The organism is Arthrobacter sp. MDT2-3, from assembly GCF_059090465.1.
In genome coordinates this window covers 1,096,460-1,121,499 of sequence record NZ_JBNHFS010000001.1, presented here as the reverse complement: position 1 = coordinate 1,121,499, position 25,040 = coordinate 1,096,460, and the positions used below count along the sequence as shown (strand labels likewise).

General features: G+C 66.2%; 23 protein-coding genes and 1 tRNA gene. 12 read left to right on the top strand and 12 right to left on the bottom strand.

Annotation, left to right across the window (positions count from 1 at the left end; genetic code table 11):
• Positions 1-60: 60 nt before the first annotated feature.
• The 4 genes from AC5RUQ_RS05285 to AC5RUQ_RS05270 form a co-directional block, all read right to left on the bottom strand.
• Entirely contained in the window at positions 61-750 is a 690-nt protein-coding gene (locus AC5RUQ_RS05285) for an HAD-IA family hydrolase (protein WP_493946314.1), read from the bottom strand.
• Positions 751-819: 69 nt separating this feature from the next.
• Positions 820-1,194, bottom strand: coding sequence for a VOC family protein (locus AC5RUQ_RS05280; RefSeq protein WP_256246483.1), 375 nt, complete (start codon positions 1,192-1,194; stop codon positions 820-822).
• A 45-nt stretch (positions 1,195-1,239) separates the two neighbouring features.
• Positions 1,240-1,875, bottom strand: coding sequence for a uracil phosphoribosyltransferase (gene upp, locus AC5RUQ_RS05275; protein ID WP_163167923.1), 636 nt, complete (start codon positions 1,873-1,875; stop codon positions 1,240-1,242).
• 41 nt (positions 1,876-1,916) lie between these two features.
• The gene (locus tag AC5RUQ_RS05270; RefSeq protein WP_493946313.1) at positions 1,917-2,837 is read right to left on the bottom strand and encodes a phosphatase PAP2 family protein; all 921 of its coding nucleotides are present in this window, start codon (positions 2,835-2,837) and stop codon (positions 1,917-1,919) included.
• 61 nt (positions 2,838-2,898) lie between these two features.
• On the opposite strand from AC5RUQ_RS05270, the gene AC5RUQ_RS05265 reads away from it, so the two are divergent.
• Positions 2,899-3,405, top strand: a complete 507-nt coding sequence (locus AC5RUQ_RS05265) for a nucleoside deaminase (RefSeq protein ID WP_493946312.1) — start codon at positions 2,899-2,901, stop codon at positions 3,403-3,405.
• Positions 3,406-3,438: 33 nt separating this feature from the next.
• Here AC5RUQ_RS05265 and AC5RUQ_RS05260 read toward each other — a convergent pair whose 3' ends face one another.
• From AC5RUQ_RS05260 to AC5RUQ_RS05245, 4 genes are all read right to left on the bottom strand, one after another.
• Positions 3,439-4,515 carry a glycosyltransferase family 4 protein gene (locus tag AC5RUQ_RS05260; protein WP_493946311.1) on the bottom strand — a complete coding sequence of 359 codons (1,077 nt, stop codon included), beginning with the start codon at positions 4,513-4,515 and terminating at the stop codon, positions 3,439-3,441.
• A gap of 2 nt (positions 4,516-4,517) precedes the next feature.
• Positions 4,518-4,916, bottom strand: coding sequence for a 6-pyruvoyl trahydropterin synthase family protein (locus tag AC5RUQ_RS05255; RefSeq protein WP_493946310.1), 399 nt, complete (start codon positions 4,914-4,916; stop codon positions 4,518-4,520).
• A gap of 4 nt (positions 4,917-4,920) precedes the next feature.
• Positions 4,921-6,012 carry a zinc-dependent alcohol dehydrogenase gene (locus AC5RUQ_RS05250; RefSeq protein WP_493946309.1) on the bottom strand — a complete coding sequence of 364 codons (1,092 nt, stop codon included), beginning with the start codon at positions 6,010-6,012 and terminating at the stop codon, positions 4,921-4,923.
• 141 nt (positions 6,013-6,153) lie between these two features.
• Entirely contained in the window at positions 6,154-7,860 is a 1,707-nt protein-coding gene (locus AC5RUQ_RS05245) for an HNH endonuclease signature motif containing protein (protein ID WP_493946308.1), read from the bottom strand.
• Positions 7,861-8,114: 254 nt separating this feature from the next.
• Here AC5RUQ_RS05245 and AC5RUQ_RS05240 point away from each other — a divergent pair.
• From AC5RUQ_RS05240 to AC5RUQ_RS05230, 3 genes are all read left to right on the top strand, one after another.
• Positions 8,115-8,204, top strand: a tRNA-Ser gene (locus AC5RUQ_RS05240).
• A 238-nt stretch (positions 8,205-8,442) separates the two neighbouring features.
• Positions 8,443-10,041 carry a PucR family transcriptional regulator gene (locus AC5RUQ_RS05235; protein WP_493946307.1) on the top strand — a complete coding sequence of 533 codons (1,599 nt, stop codon included), beginning with the start codon at positions 8,443-8,445 and terminating at the stop codon, positions 10,039-10,041.
• On the top strand, positions 10,038-10,970 hold the full coding sequence (locus tag AC5RUQ_RS05230) for a glutaminase (protein ID WP_493946306.1): 933 nt from the start codon (positions 10,038-10,040) through the stop codon (positions 10,968-10,970). Before AC5RUQ_RS05235 ends, AC5RUQ_RS05230 begins: the two co-directional genes overlap by 4 nt.
• Here the strand turns inward: AC5RUQ_RS05230 and AC5RUQ_RS05225 are convergent.
• Positions 10,908-11,492: a MarR family winged helix-turn-helix transcriptional regulator gene (locus tag AC5RUQ_RS05225; protein WP_493946305.1), complete on the bottom strand. Its 585-nt coding sequence runs from the start codon at positions 11,490-11,492 to the stop codon at positions 10,908-10,910. The genes AC5RUQ_RS05230 and AC5RUQ_RS05225 overlap by 63 nt on opposite strands.
• Before the next feature lie 70 nt (positions 11,493-11,562).
• Complete coding sequence (locus AC5RUQ_RS05220) at positions 11,563-11,907, bottom strand: hypothetical protein (RefSeq protein ID WP_493946304.1); 345 nt, start codon at positions 11,905-11,907, stop codon at positions 11,563-11,565.
• 236 nt (positions 11,908-12,143) lie between these two features.
• Here AC5RUQ_RS05220 and AC5RUQ_RS05215 point away from each other — a divergent pair, with 236 nt between their 5' ends.
• The 5 genes from AC5RUQ_RS05215 to AC5RUQ_RS05195 all read left to right on the top strand — a co-directional run bounded on the left by AC5RUQ_RS05215 (position 12,144) and on the right by AC5RUQ_RS05195 (position 15,938).
• The gene (locus AC5RUQ_RS05215) at positions 12,144-12,353 is read left to right on the top strand and encodes a hypothetical protein (RefSeq protein ID WP_493946403.1); all 210 of its coding nucleotides are present in this window, start codon (positions 12,144-12,146) and stop codon (positions 12,351-12,353) included.
• A 122-nt stretch (positions 12,354-12,475) separates the two neighbouring features.
• On the top strand, positions 12,476-13,549 hold the full coding sequence (locus AC5RUQ_RS05210) for an NAD(P)H-dependent flavin oxidoreductase (RefSeq protein WP_493946303.1): 1,074 nt from the start codon (positions 12,476-12,478) through the stop codon (positions 13,547-13,549).
• A 170-nt stretch (positions 13,550-13,719) separates the two neighbouring features.
• Positions 13,720-14,343 (top strand): hypothetical protein, encoded by a 624-nt coding sequence (locus tag AC5RUQ_RS05205; RefSeq protein ID WP_493946302.1) that lies wholly within the window; start codon positions 13,720-13,722, stop codon positions 14,341-14,343.
• A 90-nt stretch (positions 14,344-14,433) separates the two neighbouring features.
• Entirely contained in the window at positions 14,434-15,192 is a 759-nt protein-coding gene (locus AC5RUQ_RS05200) for a YcnI family copper-binding membrane protein (RefSeq protein ID WP_493946301.1), read from the top strand.
• Positions 15,193-15,293: 101 nt separating this feature from the next.
• Positions 15,294-15,938, top strand: coding sequence for a DUF4232 domain-containing protein (locus tag AC5RUQ_RS05195; RefSeq protein WP_493946300.1), 645 nt, complete (start codon positions 15,294-15,296; stop codon positions 15,936-15,938).
• A 171-nt stretch (positions 15,939-16,109) separates the two neighbouring features.
• Here AC5RUQ_RS05195 and AC5RUQ_RS05190 read toward each other — a convergent pair whose 3' ends face one another.
• Positions 16,110-16,571, bottom strand: coding sequence for a DUF4383 domain-containing protein (locus AC5RUQ_RS05190; protein ID WP_493946299.1), 462 nt, complete (start codon positions 16,569-16,571; stop codon positions 16,110-16,112).
• A 198-nt stretch (positions 16,572-16,769) separates the two neighbouring features.
• Between AC5RUQ_RS05190 and AC5RUQ_RS05185 the strand changes: the two genes are divergently transcribed.
• The 3 genes from AC5RUQ_RS05185 (at position 16,770) to AC5RUQ_RS05175 (ending at position 24,366) form a co-directional block, all read left to right on the top strand.
• Positions 16,770-18,296: an FAD-dependent oxidoreductase gene (locus tag AC5RUQ_RS05185; RefSeq protein ID WP_493946298.1), complete on the top strand. Its 1,527-nt coding sequence runs from the start codon at positions 16,770-16,772 to the stop codon at positions 18,294-18,296.
• A gap of 63 nt (positions 18,297-18,359) precedes the next feature.
• Positions 18,360-23,507, top strand: a complete 5,148-nt coding sequence (locus AC5RUQ_RS05180; protein ID WP_493946297.1) for an Lhr family helicase — start codon at positions 18,360-18,362, stop codon at positions 23,505-23,507.
• On the top strand, positions 23,500-24,366 hold the full coding sequence (locus AC5RUQ_RS05175; protein WP_493946296.1) for an Fpg/Nei family DNA glycosylase: 867 nt from the start codon (positions 23,500-23,502) through the stop codon (positions 24,364-24,366). Before AC5RUQ_RS05180 ends, AC5RUQ_RS05175 begins: the two co-directional genes overlap by 8 nt.
• Here AC5RUQ_RS05175 and yczE read toward each other — a convergent pair.
• On the bottom strand, positions 24,363-25,019 hold the full coding sequence (yczE, locus tag AC5RUQ_RS05170; protein WP_493946295.1) for a membrane protein YczE: 657 nt from the start codon (positions 25,017-25,019) through the stop codon (positions 24,363-24,365). The genes AC5RUQ_RS05175 and yczE overlap by 4 nt on opposite strands.
• Positions 25,020-25,040: the final 21 nt, after the last annotated feature.

Here is a 25,040-nt window from a genome sequence, read left to right as displayed (position 1 = left end):
CCGCTGGGCGAAGCCAAAACTCCCGAGACCAGGTCGCGACGCATTGCCAGGTGGCGGACCTCAAAGCCGGAAAGAAATGACCGTCCGGCCCTCCTTGTCCTTGTCCACTCGGGCGGCGACGGCACCGTAATCAGGAATATGCAGGACCCCCGCCGGAAGCGGCCCGGTGTTCGGCCCCACGGCTACGGTTGGGATACCGGCGGCCACCCCGGCCGCAATGCCGGCGGGAGCGTCTTCAAACACCACGGCGTCGGAGGGATCCACGCCGAGACCGGCAGCGGCCTTCAGGTATCCCTCGGGATCCGGTTTGCCCCGGGTCACCAGTTCGGCCGTCACGACGGTGGCCGGCATGGCCAGCCCCGCTGCCCCCATCCGGATGTCAGCAAGGACCCGGTCAGCTGATGTCACCAGCGCGACGGCGTCCGCCGGCAGGGTGCTCAGCAGCCGGGCGGCTCCGGGCAGCGGCAGGATGCCCTCGGTCCGGAGGCGTTCCATGGCGCCCAGTTCCGCTGTCAGCGCCAGCACATCCGCCCCGGGCGGCGCGAAACGCCGGACGGTATCGCCGGCTTGGACGCCGTGCGACGTCCGGAGTATTTCCTCGATGTCCAGCCCGTAGCGCGCCGCGAATTCACCCCAGACCTGTTCCACCACTGCCGTGGAATCCACCAGGGTGCCGTCCATGTCGAAGAGGACGGCGCGGCAGGTCAGGGTCCGGACAGCAGCCGGTGTGGAGGCGTTCACGGTCCCCATTGTGCCTTAGGCGCTGCGCTCGGGGGATCACCGCTGCGCCTCCACTATCCCGTTGCCGCTTACGGTATGTCAGGCGCCGCGGCCGGGGATGTATTGGACCGCCCACCTGTTGCCGTCGGGATCGGCGAAGTACACAAAGTGGCCCCAATCCTGCACGTCCACGTCACTGACGTCCACTCCGTTGCTCTTGAGCTGCTGGTGCGCGGCATTAATGTCGCTGACCACCAGTTGAAGGTTGGAGCCGGTGCCGGGAGGCGCCTCCGTAAGCCCGTCGCCAATACAGATTGAGCAGGCGGAGCCGGGAGGCGTCAGCTGGACAAAGCGGATGGAGTCCGTGGGCCGCTCATCAAAGTCGGCATTAAAGCCCACCTTGTTGACGTAGAAGTCCTTGGCGCGGTCCACGTCGGACACAGGGACGTACACAAGTTCGAGTTTCCAGTCCATCCGCACAGGCTAACGGCGGGAGGCGGAATGAAAAAGGCTTGAGGACTACCCTGCGATGCCGTAAAGGCGATCGCCCGCATCCCCCAGCCCTGGAACGATGTACGACTTCTCGTTGAGCTTTTCGTCGATGGAGGCCAGGACTATGGTCACGTTGGCATCGGAGAGTTCCTCCTCCAGCTTGGCCAAACCTTCCGGGGCGGCCAGGAGGCAGATGCAGGTCACGTCCGAAGCGCCGCGCTTGAAGAGGAACTTGATGGCCTCGCGGAGGGTTCCGCCGGTGGCCAGCATGGGGTCCAGGACGAAGATCTGCCGGTCCGTGAGGTTCTCGGGGAGGCGCTCGGCATAGGTGATGATGTCCAGGGTTTCCTCGTCCCGGGCCATCCCCAGGAATCCGACCTCAGCGGTAGGAACGAGTTTGGTCATGCCCTCGAGCATGCCCAGGCCGGCCCGCAGGATGGGAACCACCAGCGGGGTTGGCTTGGTGAACGCTGTACCCACGGTGGTGCTGACGGGCGTTTCGATGGTGACGGGTTCGGTGCGGACCTCGCGGGTGGCCTCGTAGGCAAGGAGTGTCACCAGCTCCTCCGTCAGCTGCCGGAAGACCGGGGACGGGGTGTTCTTGTCCCGCAGGACGGTGAGCTTATGGGCGACCAGCGGGTGGTCCACAACGAGAGTGCGCATGGGTCAAAACTATCATCCGGCCGCTGGGCCATTTCCTGCCGTTAGCCTCCTGCACCCGTCCGTGAGGAGCCGCCGTCGCTTCGACGGAACGTACCGCCGTCGGACCTTCCCGGGGCGCCGCCGTCGTTCCTTTCGGAGGTGCCGCCAGTCCCCCGTGAGGGTCCGCCGTCGCTCTGTCCGGAGGTGCCGGCGCTGCTTGTGGGCGGGTCCGCGCTGGGGTCCTCGCGGAGGACCGGGTGCTCGAAGGTGGGTGCCGGGCCGGCATGTTCCCGCTTCCGGATCAGGTGGAACAGCCGGTGGGCCAGGATCACCATGCACACCCATGCCAGCCCCAGGAGCCATCCCGCTATCACGTCCGTCATCCAGTGATGCCCCAGGAACACCCTGCTCAATCCCATGGCGATGATGAACAGTGCGCCGGCGGTGATGGCAGTGATTCTTGCCCAGAGCATCTGGAACTGAAGGCACATGATGTACACCAGGACGCCGATCACCACTGTTGTATTCAGGGTGTGGCCGCTGGGGAATGACGGTGTGGTCTCGAAGGGCGGTACTGCTTCGGAGTGGTCCGGGCGGGTCCTGCCCACCAGGCGCTTGCCCAGGGTGGTGGCCGTGGTGGAAACAAGGGCTGCGCCGCCCACCAGGACAATGGGGCGCCAAGTCCGGCTCAGGAGTGTCAGCCAGGCCGTGAGGATGCTTGCGAGGATTGGCATACCGATCCCGCCGCCCACGTTCGTAAAGGCGGTAGCGAAGGCATCCACTTCGGGGTTCCGCAGGGATTGTGAATATTCCAATGCTGGAATGTCGAGGCTTGTCAGTCCTTCCTCGTCCACCACGTCCGAGTACACCTCGGCTCCCAGCAGGGCCATGGTGAGCACCAGCGCCCCGCCGATGATCATCGTCAGCCACAGGGCGGCATAGGGCTTGATCCACTTGTCCATGCGGTCTCGGACGGTGCTCATTGTGCCTCCCGGCGGATCTTCGTCACGGGCTCTGGGTATCCTTCGAAACTATCATTGAGCCATGGTCTCCGCAGATAGCAAATACGATGCCTGGATGGGCCTCGCCCTCGCGGAGGCGCGCCGTGCCCTTGCTACGGAGGACGTGCCGATCGGAGCCGTTGTAATAGGGCCCGACGGCGTCGTGCTGGGTTCCGGCCGGAACCAGCGGGAGGAGCTGGGCGACCCCACCGCACACGCCGAAGTGGTTGCGATCCGGGAGGCGGCGGCGCGCTTGCGGGACCTGCAATTGGCCGACGGCGGGAGCGGAGATGGTTGGCGGCTGGCGGACTGCACGCTGGTGGTGACCCTCGAGCCCTGCGCGATGTGTGCCGGTGCGATTGTCCTTGCACGGATTCCCCGGGTGGTTTTCGGCGCCTGGGATGAGAAGGCGGGCGCAGCGGGATCCGTGTTCGACGTGCTCCGCGAGCGCCGGCTGAATCACTGGGTTGAGGTCTACGCGGGGATCCGCGAAGCCGAATGCGGCGGGCTGTTGCGTGACTTTTTTGTGGGGCACCGTACGCGGCTGTAGGTGCTTGTGCGTGCTCCCATCCGCGTGGGAACTTTAGCCGCCGAGGGTGTCGAGAACGTGCGCGGCCGTCCGGTCCCACCGCGGCAAGCGATTCCTCGTCTCAAGCGCGGCTGCCCGCCAGGCGTCCCTGGTTGCGCCGTCCTGCAGCCAGCGCCGCAGGACCCCGGCCAGCACGGCAGGGTTTCCAGGGTCAGCATCGGACGGAAAAGTTACGGCAGTTCCGGGGAGGTGAGCGCCCGCCCGCTCTCCAGACTCCACTCCCGGCGCGGCAAAACTTAGGGCTTCAACGGCGCCTGTTCCTTCGCGGACAACCACGGGAATTCCGTGGGCGAGCGACTCCGTGACTACCATGCCGAAGGCCTCAGCCTGGGACACCAGGACGCTTAGGTCTGCGCGGTTCCATTCGTCCTCGAGCGACCGCCCTTTCAGCTCACCGGTAAGCCCCACCCGATTTTCCAGCCCGTGCGCGGCGACCGCGGCCCGTACGCGGCCTGCGTATTCCGGGTCCGCCTGGTCCGATCCCACCAGTGATGCTGTCCACTCGAGTTCCTGGATCCGTGCCAGTGCCTCAACGGCCAGCAACTGGTCCTTGTTCGGGAGGAGCGCGGCTACGGTGATGATGTGCGGCGGAATGGATCCCTCGGCCACAGGTGCGGGATCCGTACCGGGCAGGGCCACCCGCAGCCCGGAAAGGCCGTGGCGGGCTTCGAGAGTGATGGCCGCCCAACTGCTGGTACAGATCACTCCCGATGCCGCACGTAGGGACCGTGCCTCCAGCTCGTGGCGCGACGGGGCCGGCATGTGCACCAGCACCCAGGTCTCCTGCCGGGCTTTGGCTGCTAACTCCAGTTCGTCCGGCGCACCCATGGCGATCAGGCCGTCGACTATGGTGACGACGGAGCCGTGTTGCCCCTCCGGCTCCCGCTCGCCCAGCAAGCTGCCCAGCCGGCGTCGTTCTTCGGCGCTGGACTCCGGCCAGGAGCCCTCGACTGCCAGCACATGCACGTCGACGCCCAGGGCCCGCAGTGCCTGGACCAGGCGCGCGTTGTAAACGTTGCCGCCGGAGTTGTGCCGGATGTTGGCAGGAACGAGGAGCCGGATGGGCCGCATGGTCAGGCGGCGGAGAGGTCAAGCGAGTAGGTGGCCCAGGCGTCCGGATTTTCGCGCAGGGTGACATCTATACCCGCAAGCTCGCGGCCGTCGTCAGTGTCCTTGACCTTGCCGGCAACCGACTGGGCGACGTACTCCGCAAGCGCCTCGGTGGTGCTGAGCTTTCCCTGGAAGTCCGGGTGCTCGTCCAGGTTGCGGTAGTTCAAGCCCGCCAGCACCTCCTCGATGATGGTGCCGGCGGCGCCGATGTCCAGCACGATGGCTTCATCATTGAGCGTCCGACGGCGGAAGGCAACCTCCGCAACGAAGGTAGCCCCGTGCAGTGCCTGGGCGGGGCCGAAAGCCTCGCGCGGAAGGCTGTGGGCGATCATGAAGTGGCGGCGGACGGTCAGGCTGAACAATGGGCTACCTCTGCTCTTCGCGGGTCGGTTCGTCGGTGAGTTGATCTTCGGGGTTTTGGTCTTGCAGGTCTTGAGCTTGCACGTCTTGAGCTTGTGGGCATTCGACTTGCGGGTATTCAATGACGTGGCACAGCGCGTCCACCGAACCGTCGGCGAGGCCCTGCACAATGCCGGGCAGGTCGGTGAAGGGTGACGATCCGGTCAGGAACGCGTCGAACACCGGATCGGCCAGCAGGGACACGGCAAGGTCCAGGCGGTCGGCGTTGGTCCTGCGGTGGCGCCGGGCACGTGCCACCACTCCTACCTGGCTGGCGCGGATTGAGAGCCGGCGGGCGTGGAAGTCCTCGCCCAGCGGCAGTGTGACTTCCCGGTTGGCGTACCAGGACATTTCGATCACGTCGCCTTCATCACCGGCGAGCTGGAGGCTGCGCTCGAGTCCTTCCTGGGATGCCGAGCAGTGAAACACAATGTCGCAGTCATCCAGGGCGTCATCCGGGTGGGTGAATTCCACGCCAAGGGCGTCTGCCAGGTCCTTCCGCCCCGGGTCCACGTCTACGAGCTGAAGCCGCTGCAGTGGGAAGGTCCTTAGCAGGGTGGCAACCATGCCGCCCACCAGGCCTGCACCCACCACGGCTACTCTGTCTCCCAGGCGCGGGCCGGCCTCCCACAGGGCATTCACTGCCGTTTCCACCGTTCCGGTGAGGACAGCACGTTGCGAGGGAACGCCGTCAGGAATTTTGGTGAGTGCATCAAGGGGCAGCACGTATCGGTCCTGATGCGGATTCAGGCAGAACACCCGCTGGCCTATCCACTCTGCCGGGCCCTTCTCCACAACTCCCACCGACAGGTAGCCGAACTTCACTGGCCCCGGAAACTGGCCCTCCTGATGCGGGGCCCGCATCTCTTCGGCGACCCGTGGCGGGACGAGGCCGTGGTGGACCACCATCTCGGTGCCCTTGCTGATGCCGGAGTAGAGTGCGCGGACCAGCGCTTCGCCGGGACCGGGCGCCGGGAGTTCCTCCGACCGGAGCTCGCCGTGCTCCCGGGCTGTGGTCCAGTAAGCCGTTGCATTGATGGGCGCGCGTGAATTAGTCATCTTGCTGATGAATCTATCGGCCTGCGTGCGCCGAGGAAAGTTTGACGGCCTCATCCCGCGTTGCAGCCCTTAGCCCCGAGGCTGACTGCATCGCTAGGTAGCGCGGGCGTCACCTAGCGATGCCAACAGCTGAGGTGGCTGCTAGGTCGTCAGTGCCAGGGCCCAATCCCTGAACGGGTCTTGAGGCAAAACGATCGCCACGGCATAGAAGTCCTCCCAAAGAGGATCTTCAGCCGGAAGGTCGTCAGGATCCAGGAAGTTGTCGCCCGGAGGTTCCTCCAGTGGGGGCTCCAGAAATAGGGCGTCTTCGGCAGGGCAGCCATGAGTGCTGGGCATGGCTGCGTCTCCGATGCTTCCGGGCCAGTGGGGTGGTTCCCAGTCCTGGTGTTCGCTTTTGTAGTGCCTGCCGGTGGGTGAGGTCCAGCCGGGTGGTTCGGTTGTGGTGGCTGGTGTTGGTTTCCAGCCGCTGGTGTGTCGGAGTTTGTGGTGTTTGCGGCAGGGCTGGCCGAGGTTCGATATTCCGGTGGTGCCGCCTTGGTGCCAGGCGAGGATGTGGTCGGCTTCGTTGTCCAGGGAGTTGTTGCTGCAGCCGGGGAACGGGCATTTGCCGTCCCGCAGCCGCAGCCAGTTCCGCATGGCTTTGGTGAGCCGGTAGCTGGTCCGGCCGATCTCCAACGGTGCCCCGTCCCGGGGATCCACCAGCACCCGGTAAAACGAGCCGGCACCGTCAGCGACGAGGTTCCGGGCCATCGACGCCGGGATAGGTCCGGACCCGTCCAGCATCGCCGGTTCATCGGTCAGGCCCAGCAGGGAGAACACCGGTACGGTGACCAGCACCTGTGCCCGGATCGAAGATCCTTGCCCGGGACCGGTTTTCTCCCCGCCGCCACCGGCGCTGCGGGCACTGTTGGCCCCGCGGTTGCCAAAACTATTTCCGGAGCCGTTGCTGGAACTGTTTCCGGCGCTGATGCCGGGCCCGGTGTTGAGGAGTCCTGAGGCGAAGTTGTCGGCCCGGAGCTGGGTGAGGGTGCGGGTTTCGTCCGGTCCCTGCATTTCCCGGGAGATGGTGGTGAGCCGGTCCCAGATGGCGGACGCCTGGTCCGCGGGCAGGCAGGCTGCGATCCAGGCCGTCCCGTCGTTGTCCGGCCAGAATTCGACCCGCCGGTCCGCCACACTCTTGGCGTGCCGCTGCTCCAGGCTCTCCGTGTGATGGCGTTCCCGCCAGGCCCGGGCCTTGGCTTTGAACCGGTACGCCGGCATCTCCCCGACCATGGCCGCTGCTCCCGGTCTCGTCGCGTCCGGGTCCAGGAAGTGCGCCTCCAACGCCGCCGCGCCTTCACGGTCTAGGCTCGCGGTCTGGTCCACCATGGTCCGGGCATGCGCCCAGGAAACCGTCCCGGCCTGCAAAGCAGCCAGGGTCCGGGGCAGGGATGTGATGAGGGCATGGGAATCGGCGAGCAAGGCACCGGCGGCCCGGTCACCGATCGCCAGCACACACCCCACCTCCGCCACCAGGCTCCGCTCCTGCGCCGCCACCTCATACGGCGACCGAGCAGGAGCGTTCAGCGCTTTCGTGGCCACAGCGAACACCGCCACGGCCTGTGCCTTCAGGGCCGCCAGCTTCGCTTCCGACCGTGCCACCCCGGCAAGAACATCCAACGCCCCATCAACAACCCGCTGCAACGGATCATCATCAAACCCCACCCCAGCGCCGGCAACGCCCACAGCCTCAGGTCCGTCAGTGGCACCGGAAACAGCAGCATCGCTGTCAGCCAGCGCCGCCATGAACGCAGCGACAGCAGCCACAACGGCTTCCTCCGCCTGCATTACTGCCGCGTTCGTATCCATACCCCTATCATGGCGATGGGGTCTGACATTCTGGCCCTCATAGCGGGTGCCCCCGAAAAAAGTTCTTCAAACTTTTTCCGCACCTCCTCGGAACGCAGCGGATCAAACCGTGCATCGTTCAACAGCGCTCCAGCCATGCTGCCCCACTATCAATCGCGGCAGAAAGAAAAGAGGAAAATCGAAGATGGGCGAAGGTGCTCTCCGATAATCCCGTTTTGGGGATGGGCCCCTCGCTCCGGTACCCTATTGAGGTTGGTGACGTGTCCGAGCGGCCGAAGGTGCAACACTCGAAATGTTGTTTGGTGTAAAAGCCAACGTGGGTTCAAATCCCACCGTCACCGCCAATGAAGAAGGCCCCTGCTTCCTGTTTTACCTGGGAGCAGGGGCCTTCTGTTTCCGTGGGTAGTTGCCGAGTCGCTGAACCCATTTCCGACCTAAGCCAGGATCCCCACACCCGGGTTGGAATGCCAACCGAAAAACTGGCTCTCCCTTTGGGTCTCCTTCCAATTTTCGACTGATCAGGGCTGGATACCATGATCTGACCGGACAGAGCCGTCCGGCCCGATCGACGCGAAGGAAACCATGGCCGCGGTTACGGTGGACGATATCCTCTCGGATCTCCCCCTGGGGTTCGCCAGCCTCATCCTCCGGCCCGCTCCTACCGGTTCCGCCATCGAGCGTTTCCTCATCGTGGACGCTGACGATGAGGCGCCCGACGGCGGCGGTGCTTTGGTCCTGCTGATCGGCGTCCGCGGGCGGTCGGCGTTGCCCGCGTTGCGGCGGCTCCTGCAGAACCCGCCACCGGTAGTCGCCGTCAAGGGAATCCGTGAAGAACTTTCCGAAGCTGAAGAACTGCTGCAGGACGCCGGGACGGGACTGCTCCTGGTGAACCCTACAGCTGACTGGGACCGGCTGTTGTCCATCGCCCAGGACCGGATCCAGCCGCGCAGCTACCAGAGTGAAGTGCTGACGTTGCTGGAAGAAGACCTGTTTGCCATCGCCCAAACCACTGCACGGCTTACGTCCAGTCACGTGCTCATCGAAGACGCCGCCAACAAGGTGCTTGCGTACTCCACTGTGTCGAACGACATTGATGAACTGCGCAAAGCCTCCATCCTGACCCGCCGCGGCCCGCGGAAATACGAGCTGTTGCTGAAGGACCTCGGCGCCTACCGGGAGCTGCACCGAACGCGGCTGCCAGTGAGGGTGCCCGCCCGCCCCCAGGACGGATTACGGGAACGGGTAGCCATCACGCTTTTCGCCGGAGACCGAATTATGGGTTACATCTGGCTCCAGGAAACCGGCGCCGGTTTTGGCCCCGATGTGGATCATGTGCTGAAGGGGTCGGCTGCCCGGACCGCAGCAGAGCTGATCCGGTACCGCAACCAGCAGTCCGTGCACATGCGCGAAGACCGCGTCGCGCGGATTCTGTCGGGCCCTGCGGAAGCCGCAGCCAGCGCGCACAGCGAGAAGATCCCGGCTGAGCGCCCTGCCGCGCTGATCCTGATCGGCATCTCCGATGCTGAAGCGCAGGCCGACGACGCCGCACTGAAGCACGGCGAACTCGCCAACCTGGCTTCCATCCATGCGGCTGCCTTCAAGGCCTCCGCCGTCGTCGGGCAGTTCAAGGGCGACACCGCTGTGATTGTCCCCGGCCTGCAATCCAATGCGACGGAGTCGGGGCTGCGGAGCTTGGCTGAATCCATCGTCCGCGATGCGGGCAAACACCTGGGCATCAGCCCGTTTGCGGTTGTGGGCCCGTTGGTACCGGACCTGCTGTCCATCCACTCAATCACCAGCATCACTGAAGCCCTGCTGGGCTGCGTAGGCACCTCTCCCGACAGATCCGTGGCCACAGTGGACGACTTCGAGGGAGAGATCCTTTTCCGCGAGGCAGTCCACAATTTCACGTCCTCAACCTTCCGCCACCGCGGCCTTTCCACCCTGTTGCAGGAGGACCTCGAACTCGCGGAAACCCTGCGGGCGTACTTCGACGCCTCGCTCGATGTCGCTGAATGCGCCCAGCGGATGGGACTGCATAAGAACACGGTCTACTACCGCATCAGCAAAGCTTCCCGGGCCACAGGGCTGGATTTCGGCAACCCGCGGGACGCGCTGGTGGCCTTGCTCCATATCCAGGAATGGGCCGGAACGTCCAAAGAACATTCAGGCAGGAAATGAAAACAGCACTTGAGGCGCCGCCGCTCGGCCCCATCCTCGACGACCTCGTCCGCTACCACCGGCCGCAGCGTGAAAGCGGCTCTGTCCCCGCCAACATCCCGTTCCTGGCAGCGGTCCCCTTCGATAAATTCGGGATAGCCGTCGCCACGACCTCCGGCAACGTAGTCAGTTCAGGCGACGCGGACGTCCCGTTCTCGATACAGAGCATCTCGAAAGTCTTCACCCTGGCAATGGCCCTTCGGGGCGATAAGTCCGGAACACTGTGGTCCCGGGTCCTGCGCGAACCCTCCGGTACCTCGTTCAACTCCCTCGTCCAGCTGGAAGTGGAACACGGCATCCCGCGGAACCCGTTCATCAACGCCGGCGCCCTGGTGGTCACGGACCACCTGATGGAAGAAACGTCCGACGCCGCCACGCAGCTCTTGCGGTTCCTCACCTTGGAGGCGGGCAGCGCCGGGCCGTTCATCGATGAGGGCGCGGCCGCCAGCGAGCTATCCAGCAGCAGCCGCAATTTGGCTCTGGCGCACTTCCTGAAGGACTTCGGCAACCTGAAGCAGCCGGCCGAATCAGTGGTGGAAAACTACGTCCGCCAGTGCTCCATCATGATGACCTGCACTGAACTCGCCCAGGCAGGGCTCTTCCTGGCCAAGGAAGGACGGGGAAGGCTCGGGACTGTCCTGTCCCCGAGCGACGCGAAACGCATCGGCTCCATCATGCTGACATGCGGCATGTACGACGCCGCCGGCGAGTTCGCCTACCGTGTAGGCCTGCCCGGTAAAAGCGGTGTGGGCGGCGGCATCCTGGTCATCGTTCCGGGTGAATGCGCCATCTCCGTCTGGAGTCCGCGGCTGGACGCTAAGGGAAACTCACTTGCCGGCACTGCCGCCCTCGCCGACCTTTCCGACCGGACCGGCTGGTCCGTTTTCTAGGCGAAAGGCCCCACACCCACCACAACTTCTAGTATCGCCCGCGAGATTTTCGTTACTCCTTCGCTGCCAGGAAACCCGCCAGCCGCTGCAGTGCGGGGAGGCTGGCGGCGAGCTGCTGCTGCTCTCCGGGGAGCAGTTTCGACGCCGAGGCAGCCAGGACCCCGGCCAGGAGGTTTCAAGAATCGCCCTGATTTGCTGGGATTCCTCGGTGGGGTGCAGGGTGACGTAGCGCTTGTCGCTGGGATCCCTCAAACGGGTGACCAGATTGGCGGCCACCAGCTCGCGCAGTTGGACGCTGACGTTGCTGAACTGCCGGCCGAGCCTCGCAGCCACCTCCGCCACCGTGATTCCCGGGCCGCCCTCGACGAGGCGCAGGATATCCACCGCTCCATTCGGCAGCGGACGGACGCCGGTATCCTCGTGCGACTTCCGGCGCACATCGGCAGAAATATCCAGCAGCGCTACAGCAAGGTCCCTATGGTCCATGGCCTCCGCCGCATTCACGCGCTGCTCATTTTCCATTGGCTCGTCATAGGCACGACAAGGAAGCCCCAGCGGCGCCTGCCGCTGGGGCTTCCTTGAGCTGGTTCCGCTAGAGCCGGTCCGTCTGGTCCCCGCCCTTGTGGCCCGTTCCGCGCAGGTTCTCCTGGACCTTGCCGAACAGATCCTTGATGGTGGATTCGGCGTTGCTAAGGACATCCACCGGCAGGTAGACCTCATGCGTGAGCGGCAGGTCGTATTCGTCCTTCAGATGCGTGCCATTTCCCACGCCCTCCAGGGACAGGTAAACCATCGCCTCGGTCCGGGCAATTCCGGCGATTTTGCCAAACACAACGGTGAACTCGTTCGGCTGGAAGCTGATGGTCTGGCCGATGTGGCTGCGGCCAAGTTCACCGGCGGAAAGTGCCTTCTCTTGCTGGCTTCGGGTGTATTCCATAAGTACTCCTCAAGGTCGCCGACATCTACGCCTGCAGTCTAGTCCCGCCCCGATCGGCCGGTACACCTCACGGGCAACCTGATGGCGCTTTGGCGGGCTGCACAAAGATTCACCCATCGGCGTAGCCACTCCTCCATTGAGGTGTGCTGCAGATGACCGGTTTGATGAGTGGACCGGCACAACCGGCCGGATCCCCCAATCAATGAGATCAAGTCAAGGAAAGAAGCGTGACTTCGATGGTGAACCGCGTCAAGGGCCCGGCCCGCTGGGAAGAAGTCCAGGTGGGCGAACCGGTGCAGCTCAGCAGGAACGGCCGCCAGGCGTACGCCGGGCTGGTGGATGACCGGACGGCGGACGGAGACGTGGTCTGGGTCACGACGACTGTCGGCGGGCGCCGGCTCTTCCACATCTCCGACGGCTACGACCTGCTGGCCGCCGAGTCATGACGGAGAGTTGCCCCGACGACTGCCACTTCTGCAGCGGACCGGAAACTGACTGACTTGGGCGACGCCCGGCGGGCTGCAAGACTGGGGTCGAGCCGAGCCAAACAAACCATCGGGAGCCTGCCATGACCGCCGCACCGTCCCCTTCCGCCTCCACCAGCAGGGCTAGCGGGCTCTTCGGGATTGACGTCCCCGTGGTCCTTGGCCCGTTCGGTGGCGTCTCCTCCGTGCCGCTCACCGCTGCAGTGAGCGACGGCGGCGGGCTGGGTTCCTTCGGTCTGTACGGGTACGACGGCGGTGCCATCCGAAGGACGGCAGCCGAACTTCGCGCGGCCACAGCGAAGCCCTTTGCCCTTAACCTGTGGGTGCCCAACGGCACCGAGACCACGGCCATTCCACAGGAAGAATTCGACCGCTACGCGGCCACCCTGAAGCCCTACTTCGAGGAACTGGGCATTCCCCTTCCGGACATGCCGGCGCGGTACGTGCCGGACTACGGCGAGCAGGTGGAGGCCACGCTGGAGGCGGGTCCCGCCGTCGTCAGTTTTGTTTTCGGCGTGCCCGCTCCGGATGTGGTGGAGGAGGCGCACCGCCGCGGCATCACGGTCCTTGGCACCGCCACCACCGTTGCGGAGGCTCTGGCGCTGGAGGCCGGCGGCGTTGACGCCGTGGTGGCCAGCGGCATGGAATCCGGCGGCCACCGGGTGTCCTTCCTCAAGCCCGCGGAGGAATCCCTGGTGGGCACGTTCGCCCTGGTCCCGCAGGTGGCAGACGCCGTATCCATCCCGGTGATCGCGGCCGGCGGAATCGCCGACCGCCGCGGCTTCGCGGCGGCAATGGCATTGGGCGCCGATGCCGTACAGGTGGGAACCGCATTCCTGGCCACCCGCGAGTCCGCCGCTGTGCCCGAATACCGCGAGGTACTGCGAAGCGCCGCCGCAGCCCGCACCGTACTGACCCGCGCATTGAGCGGCCGGTTGGCCCGCGGCATACCCAACCGCATCATTTCCGAGCTTGAAGAAGCAGGCGCTGTTGCCCCCTTCCCGGTACAGAACTGGCTCACCGGCCGGTTCCGGCCGCAGGCCGCCGCCAAGGGCAACACGGACCTGATGTCCCTGTGGGCCGGACAGTCGGCGCCCCTGCTCAAACACGACACCGCGGCGGAGGTCCTCGCCGAACTGCTGGCCGGTACCCGCTGACTGTCGCCGCGGGTTACTGGCGGTTCCGGTAACGCCGGCCCGGCCCCCTTCCGGCCCCGTCCGCTTCCGGCTCAGGCTCAGTGGCAGATCACAGCTAGAATCTGATCGTCCAGCATCTGGCCGGCTCCGCCCTCAGCGGTGCATGGTTCCGTCAGGGGGAAGGGAGAGCAGTGCTAACGCACGGTCCTCGCGTTCCCTTCCACCTCCTCCGCTCGTCGGCGGTGGCCACGGTCATCCTGACGCTCGCCGCTGGTGCCCACCTGGCCGGCGGCGGCGGGCTTCCCGCCCCTGTCATCCTGCTGGCAGTCCTGGCCCTGACTGGCCTCGCCAGTACCGCCGCCACCCGGCTCCGGCTGGGACTTCCGGCCATGGCCGCCCTGCTGGCTGGAGGGCAACTGGCCCTGCACGGCCTGTTTACGGCTTTCGGTCCTTCCCCGGCGGGCTGGGCACCTAACGGGGCCGTCCCTCATGCCGGCCACCTTCCCGGCGCCGAAATCATCACCCCAACCGCCCACCTCGCTGGTACCGAAGCTGCGTCCGGGACACTGATGTTGGGCGCGCACGCCCTGGCGACGCTGGGTTGCGCGGTCCTGCTCGCCAAGGGCGAGGCCGCCCTCTGGGCACTGGCTGCCTGGCTCAGGCCGCTTTCAGCACTCCCCCACGCGGTGGCTCCCGACGGCGCCCCGCCACCTTTGGCTGCCTTCCCCAGCGCTGCCGCGCCGCACCGTCCCTGGCGGAACCTCCGGCAGGACAGCCGCCGGGGCCCGCCTTCCGCCGTCGTGCCCTCCAGCTAAAACCGCCGCCCCTCTCATGCCGGCGGCGGCACCGATACGTTTTGCGTGCCCGGGTCCCCGGACCCTGGGCGTGCGCCAGAAAGGCAAACCATGAAACCCTCAGCTCTTCGCCGTCCCCTGCACACTGCCGCTGCTGCCGGAGGCGCGGCAGCCCTGCTGCTCACCGCTGCGGGCGGAGCCTCGGCCCACGTCGGCGTTACGCCGGACAAAACCGCCGCCGGCTCCTACGCCCTGCTTACCTTCGGCATCCCGCACGGCTGCGACACGTCGGGCACTACCAAGGTGGCAATCACGCTGCCACAGGAACTGAACGATGCCCAGCCCACGGTCAACCCCAACTGGACCGTGGAGAAGGTGACTGAGCAGCTCGCCGAGCCGAAGAAACTCGCCGACGGCACGTCCATCTCCAAGCGGACCAGCCACATTGTCTATACCGCCAAGAGTCCACTGCCCCATGAGCTCCGCGACGCATTGGTGCTTTCGGTAAAACTCCCCGACACGGCCGGCGCCACGCTGTATTTCCCCACGCTCCAGACCTGTGAGACGGGCCAGACGGACTGGTCGGAGATTGCCAAGGACGGCCAGGACCCGCATTCCCTGGAGGCACCTGCGCCGTCAATATCGGTCACCGAAGCTGCCGGCACCGATGGACATGGCGAAGCCGCTGCCACGGCATCCCACAGCACGGCATCCGCGTCCACTGAGCAGGCGTCGGTGACGGACAGCGGAGCTGACGCCCGCAGCTGGGCCGGACTCGCAGCGGGGGTCGCGGGCCTTGTGCTCGGCGGCGCGGCGTTCCTGCGCAGCGGTGCGCGCCGGAACACCCCAGCGGAGGCGCCGGCCAGGTAGGACGGGTTTTGATGCCCGGATCATCACGATCCGGGCATCAAAATGCTCTATGGCCTCGTGGCATCATTGACGCGGCCAAACAGTGCCGCAAAGGTGGTGCCATGAGGTCTCAGAGAATTTCACATGGGTTGGCCATAACGACGGCGGCCGCGGCGGCGGCACTGATGCTCAGCGGGTGCGGCCCCAGCGAGCCCCAAGCGCAGGCGACGACGGAACCGGGCAGCAGCTCTGCCAGCCCCGACGCAACGTCCGCAGCGCCGGCGGCGACTGAAACGCCGTCCGGAACGCCGACCACAGCTGCTCCGGCTCCGGCTACGTCCGGGGCACCGGCCCTTTGCAAGGCGGCCGGCCTCTCCGCCGCCACGGATGCGTCGGGCGGCGGAGCAGCAGGCAGCGTCTTTATGAAGCTCAACCTCACCAACACAGGCTCGGAAACCTGTGTCCTTCGGGGTTTTGCCGGCGTTTCCCTGGCTGCCGATGCTGCCGGCGCCCCCATCGGTGCCCCGGCTACCCGTGATGAAGCCGCCGCCCCAACCGATATCCTGCTGGCCCCCGGCCAGACAGGCTCGGCAGTGCTGCGCTATACCCAGGCGGGGAACTACCCGGACTGCGCCATGGTGGATGCCGCCGGCTACCGGATCTACCCGCCAGAGGACACAGCATCCCTGTTCCTGCCCCAACCCACCAAGGCCTGCAGCAATGCGGAAATTACGCTGCTGACCATTGGGGCATTCCAGCCAGCGTAAGAAGTCAAAGGCTGGTAATTTCCGGCGCTGGAATTCCCAGCGAGCGTAGAGGAACTAAGCGCAGACAAATCCAGTACAGACAAATGCAGGCGGTCCGGCAAAGTGCCGGGCCGCCTGCAGGTGGTTTCCGCCCTTGGGGCCTTTTGTCATAAATCCCGAGGGATCAGAACATTAGCGCGCGGCGCTGGTGCCCCCGACACGCGAAGTGCCACGGGAAAGCGCCACGCCCAAACCGATCATTGCGACCCCCAGGACAAAGTGCAGCCAGTTATCCGCGCTGTTTACGGGAACAAAGTTCGCGGGCGTGTCGCCGCCCATCAGAAGGCCGTAAAGCCAAAGGACAAGGTAAATGGCGCCGCCTACGAGCAGGTAGTTCCGGGACTGGGCTGCGCTGCGGGCCATGGCGATACCGGCCGCTCCAAAGAGCAGGTGAACGATGTTATGCAGTATGGACACCTGGAAAATGCCCAGGAGCAAGGCCTGAGATGTATGGCCGGCAAATCCCATGGTTTCGTAGTTGCTGGTAATGCCCGGGATGAAGCCCAGGACGCCCACGAGGAGGAACACTGCACCCACGGCGAGGGCTGCTTTTTGGATATTTGTACGGCCAGCGGTGCGACCGTCGGAACTCATGCCTGTCATGATTACTCCTGCTGTTGTCGTAAACGTTCACATCATGGCTGTCGGGTCGCGCCTGAAACCATAAACCATAGACTTAAACACCGACATCATAAGTATACTTAGCAGCTACGCCACGAATAGTAATGGTCTATAACAGACACATCACAAACGGCCCGTGAGGGCCAGGACCAAAAGGCAGGCTGAACTGGGATGACGTCGATTTGGTTGGACCGCGCGGAGACCTTCACCTCTGATCCCTTCGAGCCTGGAAGCAGCTACGACACCGTGGTGGCCGGCGCCGGACTCACCGGCTTGGTGACCGCACTCCTGCTGGCCCGCTCGGGGCAAACCGTCCTGGTGCTCGAGGCACGGTACCCAGGTGCTGTGACCACCGGGAACACCACCGCCAAGGTAACGCTGTTGCAGGGAACTTTCCTGGCCCAGCTGGCCCGCCAGTACTCCCAGAAACAGGTCCAGGCCTACGTGGACGGCAACCTCGAAGGCCAGGCCTGGCTCCTGCGGTACATGGAAGAGCACAAGGTTCCGTTCCAGACCCGTGACGCCTACACGTACGCGGCTTCAGCGCAGGGCACGGAGAAGCTCCGGGAAGAGGTCAGCGCCGGCACCACCGCCGGCCTGGACATGGAATACGTGCGCGACCCCGGGCTGCCGTTTCCCGTCCACGGAGCAGTGCGGCTGGCAAACCAGGCACAAATCAACCCCGTGGAAGTGCTGGACACCCTGGTGTCCGATATCCGCAGCCGCGGCGGATCCGTGGTGGGCGGCGTTCGGCTGCAGGACGTCACCGGGGGCGGCCCCGCCACCATCCACACGGACCACGGCACGGTCACCGCGAACGAGGTAGTGCTTGCCACCGGCATTCCCGTCCTGGACCGCGGGCTCTACTTCGCCAAGCTGAAGCCGAGCCGCTCCTATGCAGCAGCGCTGCAGCTGCAGGAGGACCAGGCTCCTCCCCCGGGCATGTACATTTCAGTGGAACAGCCGACGCACTCCCTGCGGGACTACGAAGTGGACGGCCGCCGGCTGCTCCTGGTGGGCGGGCACGGACACCACGTCGGCCGGGCACGGTCGGAGAAGCACCACCTCGGCAGCCTCGTGGACTGGGCCGTGCAGCAGTATCCCGGCTCAGTGGTGACCCACACCTGGTCCGCCCAGGACTACATGCCCGTCAACCTGATGCCGTTCTTCGGCAAGCTTCCCCGGGGCAAAGGCCACGTCTACTTCGGCACCGGCTACAACAAGTGGGGCATGACCAACGCAGTGGCTGCTGCCGTGGGAATTTCCGCCGATATCCTTGGCGGCCACGTGCCCTGGGCCAATACCATCCACCGCCGTGTCAGTTCGCCGGCAGCCGCAGCTTCAGCGGTTTCCCTCAATGCCGGGGTGGCAGCCAAGCTTGCAACGGGCTGGGGACAGTTGGCCGCCGGGGGTCTGAAAAAAGGCAAGGAACAGCCTGCTGCCGAGCCGGCCCCTGTTGTCCCGGCCGACGGCGAGGGCACGGTCTATCGCGAGGGAACAAAACCGGTGGCCGTTTCCACCGTCAACGGCACCACATGCAAGCTGTCGGCAGTCTGCACGCACCTGGGCGGCATCCTGCACTGGAACGACAGCGAGCTGACCTGGGACTGCCCGCTCCACGGCTCCCGCTTTACCAATGAAGGACAACTCCTGGAGGGTCCTGCCACCAAGGACCTCCCCCGCGCAGGAAAGGCTTGAGCCGGAACCAGGGGAAGCCTGCCTGCCAGCCTCGCTGTCGGTGGCTTGGGGCATGATGGAGGCATGATCCAGGAACAGCCTGCAGCGGGTGGCCGGGGTGCAGTCGCGGAGGCACCCATGGCCCAGTTCAGCAGGCCAACACGCGATTGGTTCCTCGGCGCCTTCTCAGAGCCGACGCCGGCCCAGAACGGCGCCTGGCAGGCCATCTCCTCCGGCTCGCACGCGCTGGTGGTCGCTCCTACCGGTTCCGGAAAGACCCTCGCCGCATTCCTCTGGGCGCTGGACCGGCTGCTTGAGTCCGGGTCAACAGCCGCTCCCGAGACCCCTGCACCGGAGGCACCAAAGGCGCCGGCAAAAGGGAGGCGCCCCCGGCCGCCCAAACGCAAGACCCGGGTCCTGTACATCTCGCCACTGAAAGCCCTCGGCGTTGACGTGGAACGGAACCTCCGCTCCCCGCTCATCGGCATCACACAGACTGCCAAGCGGCTGGGGCTGCCGGCACCCCTGATCACTGTCGGCGTCCGTTCCGGAGACACCACAACGGCTGACCGCCGGGCCTTGCTGAGCAACCCGCCGGACATCCTAATCACCACGCCGGAATCGCTGTTCCTGATGCTCACCTCCCGGGCCCGGGAAACCTTGACCGATGTGGACACCATCATCATCGATGAAGTCCACGCCGTGGCCGGTACCAAGCGCGGGGCCCACCTCGCCGTCTCACTTGAGCGGCTGGATGCCCTGCTGCCTAAACCGGCCCAGCGGATCGGGCTCTCGGCCACCGTGGAGCCAAGGGAACTGGTGGCACAGTTCCTGGCCGGTTCAGCACCAGTGGAAATCGTTGCCCCGCCGGCCAAGAAGAACTGGGACCTTACCGTCTCGGTGCCGGTGGAGGACATGTCCGACCTCCAGGGCGCCGCCGGAGCGTTCGACTCCGGTCCGGCCTCCGGGTTGCAGCCGCAGGCCTCCATCTGGCCGCACGTGGAGGAAAAGATTGTTGACCTGGTGCTGGCCAACCAGTCCACCATCGTTTTTGCCAACTCCCGCCGCTTGTCGGAACGGCTCACGGCGCGCCTCAACGAGATTTACGTGGAACGGCAGCTGCTGGCGGAGGGCGGGGGCTGGGATGATCCTGGGCCGGGGGGCGCCACGGCATTCGAGGCAACGGCCGGAGCACCGGCGTCGACGGCTACCCCCGCCCACATGATGGCCCAGGCGGGAAGCTCCGCGGGGGCAGACCCGGTGCTGGCCCGCGCCCACCACGGCTCGGTCTCCAAGGACCAGCGGGCACTGATCGAGGACGACCTCAAATCCGGCCGGCTGCGGTGCGTTGTGGCCACGTCATCCCTGGAACTTGGCATCGACATGGGCGCCGTGGACCTGGCGGTGCAGGTCGAATCACCGCCGTCGGTAGCCAGCGGCCTGCAGCGGGTAGGCCGCGCCGGCCACCAGGTGGGCGAAGTTTCCCAGGGCGTCCTGTTCCCAAAGCACCGGGCAGACCTCGTGCACACAGCCATCACCGTGGAACGCATGCTGGGCGGCAAGATCGAGCGCCTCAGCATTCCGGCCAACCCCCTGGACATCCTGGCGCAGCAGACCGTGGCTGCCACGGCACTGGGCAGCATTGATGTCGAGGAGTGGTTTGCCACTGTCCGCCGCTCGGCCCCGTTCGCGTCCCTGCCCCGGTCCGCGTTCGAGGCAACCCTGGACCTGCTGGCCGGCCGCTACCCTTCCGACGAATTCGCAGAACTGCGTCCCCGGATTGTCTGGGACCGCAACGCCGGCACTATCGAAGGCAGGCCCGGAGCCCAGCGCCTCGCCGTCACCTCCGGCGGAACCATCCCCGACCGCGGGCTCTTCGGCGTGTACATCATCGGCACCGAAATCGAGGGATCGGCGTCGCCCTCGGCGGACGGCAAGCCCGCCCCTTCCCCCAAGGGCGGCCGGCGCGTCGGCGAGCTGGACGAGGAGATGGTGTACGAATCCCGCGTGGGCGACGTCTTTGCCCTCGGCGCCACCAGCTGGAAGATCGAGGACATCACGCACGACCGCGTGCTGGTCTCCCCCGCCTTCGGCCAGCCCGGCAAGCTTCCCTTCTGGAAGGGCGATTCGCTCGGCCGCCCGGTGGATTTGGGCCGTGCCCTTGGGGCCTTCGTGCGTGAACTGTCAGCGTCCGACGTCGGGCCAGCTACCGAACGCTGCCAGGCCAGCGGCTTGGACGCCTTCGCGGCCAACAATTTGATCCAGTACCTCAGTGAACAGAAGCAGGCAACCGAGGTGGTGCCAAGCGACACCACACTGGTGGTGGAGCGGTTCCATGACGAACTGGGCGACTGGCGGGTGATCCTCCACAGCCCCTTCGGCATGCCGGTGCATGCACCCTGGGCGCTTGCGGTGGGCCAGCGGCTCAACCAGCGGTACGGCATGGACGGCTCCGCCATGGCCGCGGATGACGGGATTGTCCTTCGCGTGCCCATGATGGAGGACGAGCCACCCGGGGCCGAACTGTTCCTGTTCGACCCCGAGGAACTTGAACAGATTGTCACTGCAGAAGTGGGGGGCAGCGCACTATTCGCCTCACGCTTCCGCGAATGTGCCGCCCGTGCCCTGCTGCTGCCGCGGCAGACACCCGGCAAACGGCAGCCCTTGTGGCAGCAGCGGCAGCGGTCCGCCCAGTTGCTTGACGTTGCCCGGAAGTACCCCACGTTCCCCATCGTGCTGGAAACTGTGCGCGAATGCCTGCAGGACGTTTACGATCTCCCGGCGCTCAAGGACATCGCTGCATCCGTGGAACGGCGCGAGCTTCGGATCGTGGAGACCACCACATCGCAGCCGTCGCCGTTCGCGAAGTCGCTCCTGTTCGGGTACGTTGCCCAATTCCTTTATGAGGGCGACTCCCCCCTGGCGGAGCGCCGTGCCGCTGCCTTGGCCCTCGATTCCACCCTCCTCAACGAGCTGCTGGGGCGCGTCGAGCTCCGCGAACTGCTGGACGCCAGGGTCATCGAGTCCACCGAACGGGAACTGCAGCGCCTGGCGCCGGACCGGCGTGCACGGGGAGTGGAAGGTGTCGCGGACCTGCTGCGCCTGCTTGGTCCCCTGGCGCCGGAGGAGGCTGCCGCCAGGCTCCAAGGCGGGGAGCCTGCAGCCGCCGGACCTGCTGGCGGGGAATATGTGGCGGCGGATGCGGCAACGGCGGATGCGGCGGATGCGGCGGATGCGGAACCAACAGATGCCGAACTTGCGGCCGAGCTTGCCGCCCAGGCGCCTGCAGCCGACCTGGCCCATGCCACCACCGAATCCGCCACCAACCACCTGCTCGCCCTGCAGCGGGCCAACCGCGCCATCAAGGTCAACATCGGCGGCGTGGAACGCTTCGCCGCCGTCGAAGACGCCGCGCGGCTCCGGGATGCCATCGGCGTTCCCCTTCCAATGGGAGTGCCGCTCGCGTTTATTGAACCAGTGGCAGATCCCCTGGGGGATCTCGTGTCCCGCTATGCCCGCACCCATGGTCCCTTCACTGCGGCGGAAGCGGCAGCCCGGCTGGGCCTGGGCGTGGCAGTGGTGAGCACCGCCCTCAAGCGCCTCGCCGCTGATGGGCGGGTGGTGGAAGGCGAGTTCCGGCCCCATTCGGGCCCGCCTGAGGCGCCCCCGGCCAGCGCGGACCCGGCAGCTACCGATGCCGCTGCTGCCGCCCCTGCTGTTACCGAGCCTGCTGATGCGAACCCTTCTGCTGCGAAGCCCGCACCCGCCGAGTCACTCCATCCCGCCACAGTCAGTGAGTGGTGTGATGCCGAGGTCCTCCGTAAACTGCGCCGCCGGTCGCTAGCAGCACTGCGGGCTGAAGTGGAGCCTGTCGACGCGTCTGCGTACGGCCGTTTCCTGCCGGCCTGGCAGCACGTCCGTACCCCCGGTGCAGGCCGCGGCCAACCGGGGTTGCGCGGGCTGGACGGCATCGTCACAGCCATCGACCAGCTCTCCGGTGTTCCGGTTCCGGCCTCCGCCTGGGAGCCCCTGGTCCTGGCATCCCGGGTCTCCAATTACCAGCCGGCCATGCTGGACGAACTCATGGCCACCGGCGAGGTGCTGTGGTCCGGAGCAGGAGCGCTGCCCGGCAATGACGGCTGGATCAGCCTGCACCTGGCCGACTCCGCAGAGCTGACCCTGAACCCGGCCATCGACTACGAACCCGGCGACGCCCAGCAGCGGCTCCTGGAGCACCTTCGAAACAACGGCGGCGGCTACTTCTTCCGGCAGCTGACTGAGGTGGCCGGCGGAATGGACTCGGTTCTGAGTGACCAGGAGATTGTCACTGCGTTGTGGGACCTGGCGTGGGCCGGCCGCATTACGGGCGACACGTTCGCCCCCGTCCGCGCCCTGATCGCCGGGGGGCACACTGCCCACCGGCAGGTTGCCCGTGCACCCAGGGCGCGGGCCCCGCGCCTGAGCCGGCTGGGCCGGTCCCACGGGACCGGCCTGATGGGTTCCGCCGGAATGGGCAGTGGCCGCTACGGAACATCCGCCGGCTCGGCCACGCCTCCCCTGGCAGCAGGCCGCTGGTCCGCGCTCCCGCAGCCCGAACTGGACCCGACCATTCACGCCCGGGCCACAGCAGAACTCCTACTGGACCGCTACGGCGTGGTCACGCGCGGCTCGGTGATGGCAGAACAGATCCTTGGCGGGTTCGGGTTGATGTACAAAGTCCTGGCACGGCTCGAGGAAGCGGGCCGCTGCCGCCGCGGCTACTTCATTGAGCACCTGGGGGCAGCCCAGTTCGCCGTGCCGGCCACCGTGGACCGGCTGCGGTCGTACTCCGAAGACACCCAGCTCGCCAAGGCCGACCCTGCCGCCCTCGCCCTCGCCGCGACCGATCCCGCCAACCCTTACGGCGCGGCCCTCCCCTGGCCGGCCCTCCACGACGACGCCGGAACCGGACACCGACCCGGGCGGAAGGCGGGTGCACTGGTGGTGCTGGTGGACGGGGCGCTGGTCCTGTACGTGGAACGGGGTGGAAAAACATTGCTGGCCTTCAGCGACGACGAGACGATCCTCGCCGCTGCCGGCTCCGCACTGGTCAGTGTGGTGACCCGCGGCGCCGTCGACAAGCTGATCATGGAGAAGGTGAACGGCCACGGGATCCTGGATACGCCTGTTGCAGTGGCGCTCAGCTCAGCCGGGGCTTACTCCACGCCCAAGGGGCTGAGGATCCGTGCCTGAGGGGGATTCGGTCTGGCGCGCTGCCAACCAGCTGCACCAGGCCTTGGCAGGACAAAAGCTGCTCGCGTCCGATTTCCGCGTGCCCCGCTTCGCCACGTTGAACCTGGCCGGCTGGACGGTGACGGAGGTCGTGCCCCGGGGCAAGCACCTGCTCATGCGGGTGGTAAGTCCGGAGGACAAAAAACTCACCATTCACTCGCACCTGAAAATGGAGGGCACCTGGCAGGTCTACCCGCCTGGCGGCAGGTGGCGTAAGCCCGGATACACGGCCCGGTGCGTGCTGCGCACGCCCGTGGCAGACGCCGTCGGCTTTTCCCTTGGCATCGTTGAAGTGGTGGCCACGGCCAGCGAGGACTCGATCGTGGGGTTCCTTGGCCCTGACCTCCTGGGGCCGGACTGGGACCTGGACGAAGCGGAGCGGCGGGTTCGAGCCGCCCCGGACGTCCCCATCGGTGTCGCCCTGCTGGACCAGCGCAACCTCGCCGGGATCGGCAACATCTACCGCTGTGAGGCCTGCTTCCTGTCCGGTGTGCATCCGGCATCCCCGGTGTCCGCCGTCGAGGATGTGCGGACCATGATGATCGACGCCAAGCAGCTGCTCGAAGTAAACCTTGGCCCCGGCCGCCGGGTCACCGTCCTCAACGCCAAAGGCCTGCCGGTGGGGAGGATGGCCGGGCGGCCCGGTTATTGGGTGTACCGCAGGGAGCATCAGCCCTGCCTCAAGTGCGGAACGCCGATCCGGCGGGGCGTCCTGGGAAAGTTAAACGGAGAGGAAGAACGGGACATCTACTTCTGTCCCCAGTGCCAGCCGCTCCTGGCGCAGGGAGCCCTGCCCGGGAGTCCTGGGGAGTCACACTAGCCGTTGCTGGCCAGTGGTTCGGGAGTAACGGAGCCGGCGTCGTCCCGCCCCTGTGAATCCGATTCCGCCGGCAGTGCGGCGGGCACCATAAACACCGGGAGCAGCAGCTGGACCAAGGGCCCAATCGCGAGGGCGTAGACGACTGTGCCCACTCCCACCGAACCGCCCAGGAGCCAGCCGACCGCCAGGACCACCACTTCAATCAGGGTGCGCGACAACCTGACAGACCATCCGGTGCGCCGCGCCAGCCCCGTCATCAGGCCATCCCGTGCGCCGGGTCCAAACCGGGCACCGATGTAACCGGCCGATGCAATGCCGTTCAGGAGCACGGCGCCTGCGAGCATGGCGGCCTGCCCGCCCAGGTGCGAGAAGGCCGGAATCAGGGCAAGGCCGATGTCTGCGAAGACGCCCACCAGCACTGCATTGCACAATGTGCCGAACCCCGGCCGCTGCCGCAGCGGAATCCAGAGAAGCAACACCAGGAAACTCACAATGATGACCACCAGGCCGATACTGAGCCCGGTCCTCCCGGCGACGCCCTGGTGGAAGACATCCCACGGGTCCAGGCCCAGTCCGGCCCGGATGAACAGGGCGAGGGAGATGCCGTACATGGCGAGGCCGAGGAAGAGCTGGAGGAGTCTGCGGGTCATCATGGGAACCACTGTCGCAGACCA

Excerpts from the sequence above, each read along its gene's own strand:
- AC5RUQ_RS05225 (WP_493946305.1), bottom strand. The coding sequence starts at position 11,492 with ATGGAAAATGAGCAGCGCGTGAATGCGGCGGAGGCCATGGACCATAGG.
- AC5RUQ_RS05245 (WP_493946308.1), bottom strand. The coding sequence starts at position 7,860 with ATGGATACGAACGCGGCAGTAATGCAGGCGGAGGAAGCCGTTGTGGCT.
- upp (WP_163167923.1), bottom strand. The coding sequence starts at position 1,875 with ATGCGCACTCTCGTTGTGGACCACCCGCTGGTCGCCCATAAGCTCACC.
- AC5RUQ_RS05280 (WP_256246483.1), bottom strand. The coding sequence starts at position 1,194 with ATGGACTGGAAACTCGAACTTGTGTACGTCCCTGTGTCCGACGTGGAC.
- AC5RUQ_RS05185 (WP_493946298.1), top strand. The coding sequence starts at position 16,770 with ATGACGTCGATTTGGTTGGACCGCGCGGAGACCTTCACCTCTGATCCC.
- AC5RUQ_RS05230 (WP_493946306.1), top strand. The coding sequence starts at position 10,038 with ATGAAAACAGCACTTGAGGCGCCGCCGCTCGGCCCCATCCTCGACGAC.
- AC5RUQ_RS05220 (WP_493946304.1), bottom strand. The coding sequence starts at position 11,907 with ATGGAATACACCCGAAGCCAGCAAGAGAAGGCACTTTCCGCCGGTGAA.
- AC5RUQ_RS05190 (WP_493946299.1), bottom strand. The coding sequence starts at position 16,571 with ATGAGTTCCGACGGTCGCACCGCTGGCCGTACAAATATCCAAAAAGCA.
- AC5RUQ_RS05235 (WP_493946307.1), top strand. The coding sequence starts at position 8,443 with ATGGCCGCGGTTACGGTGGACGATATCCTCTCGGATCTCCCCCTGGGG.
- AC5RUQ_RS05200 (WP_493946301.1), top strand. The coding sequence starts at position 14,434 with ATGAAACCCTCAGCTCTTCGCCGTCCCCTGCACACTGCCGCTGCTGCC.
- AC5RUQ_RS05250 (WP_493946309.1), bottom strand. The coding sequence starts at position 6,012 with ATGACTAATTCACGCGCGCCCATCAATGCAACGGCTTACTGGACCACA.
- AC5RUQ_RS05210 (WP_493946303.1), top strand. The coding sequence starts at position 12,476 with ATGACCGCCGCACCGTCCCCTTCCGCCTCCACCAGCAGGGCTAGCGGG.
- AC5RUQ_RS05265 (WP_493946312.1), top strand. The coding sequence starts at position 2,899 with ATGGTCTCCGCAGATAGCAAATACGATGCCTGGATGGGCCTCGCCCTC.
- AC5RUQ_RS05260 (WP_493946311.1), bottom strand. The coding sequence starts at position 4,515 with ATGCGGCCCATCCGGCTCCTCGTTCCTGCCAACATCCGGCACAACTCC.
- AC5RUQ_RS05180 (WP_493946297.1), top strand. The coding sequence starts at position 18,360 with ATGATCCAGGAACAGCCTGCAGCGGGTGGCCGGGGTGCAGTCGCGGAG.
- yczE (WP_493946295.1), bottom strand. The coding sequence starts at position 25,019 with ATGATGACCCGCAGACTCCTCCAGCTCTTCCTCGGCCTCGCCATGTAC.
- AC5RUQ_RS05270 (WP_493946313.1), bottom strand. The coding sequence starts at position 2,837 with ATGAGCACCGTCCGAGACCGCATGGACAAGTGGATCAAGCCCTATGCC.
- AC5RUQ_RS05285 (WP_493946314.1), bottom strand. The coding sequence starts at position 750 with ATGGGGACCGTGAACGCCTCCACACCGGCTGCTGTCCGGACCCTGACC.
- AC5RUQ_RS05195 (WP_493946300.1), top strand. The coding sequence starts at position 15,294 with ATGAGGTCTCAGAGAATTTCACATGGGTTGGCCATAACGACGGCGGCC.
- AC5RUQ_RS05215 (WP_493946403.1), top strand. The coding sequence starts at position 12,144 with ATGGTGAACCGCGTCAAGGGCCCGGCCCGCTGGGAAGAAGTCCAGGTG.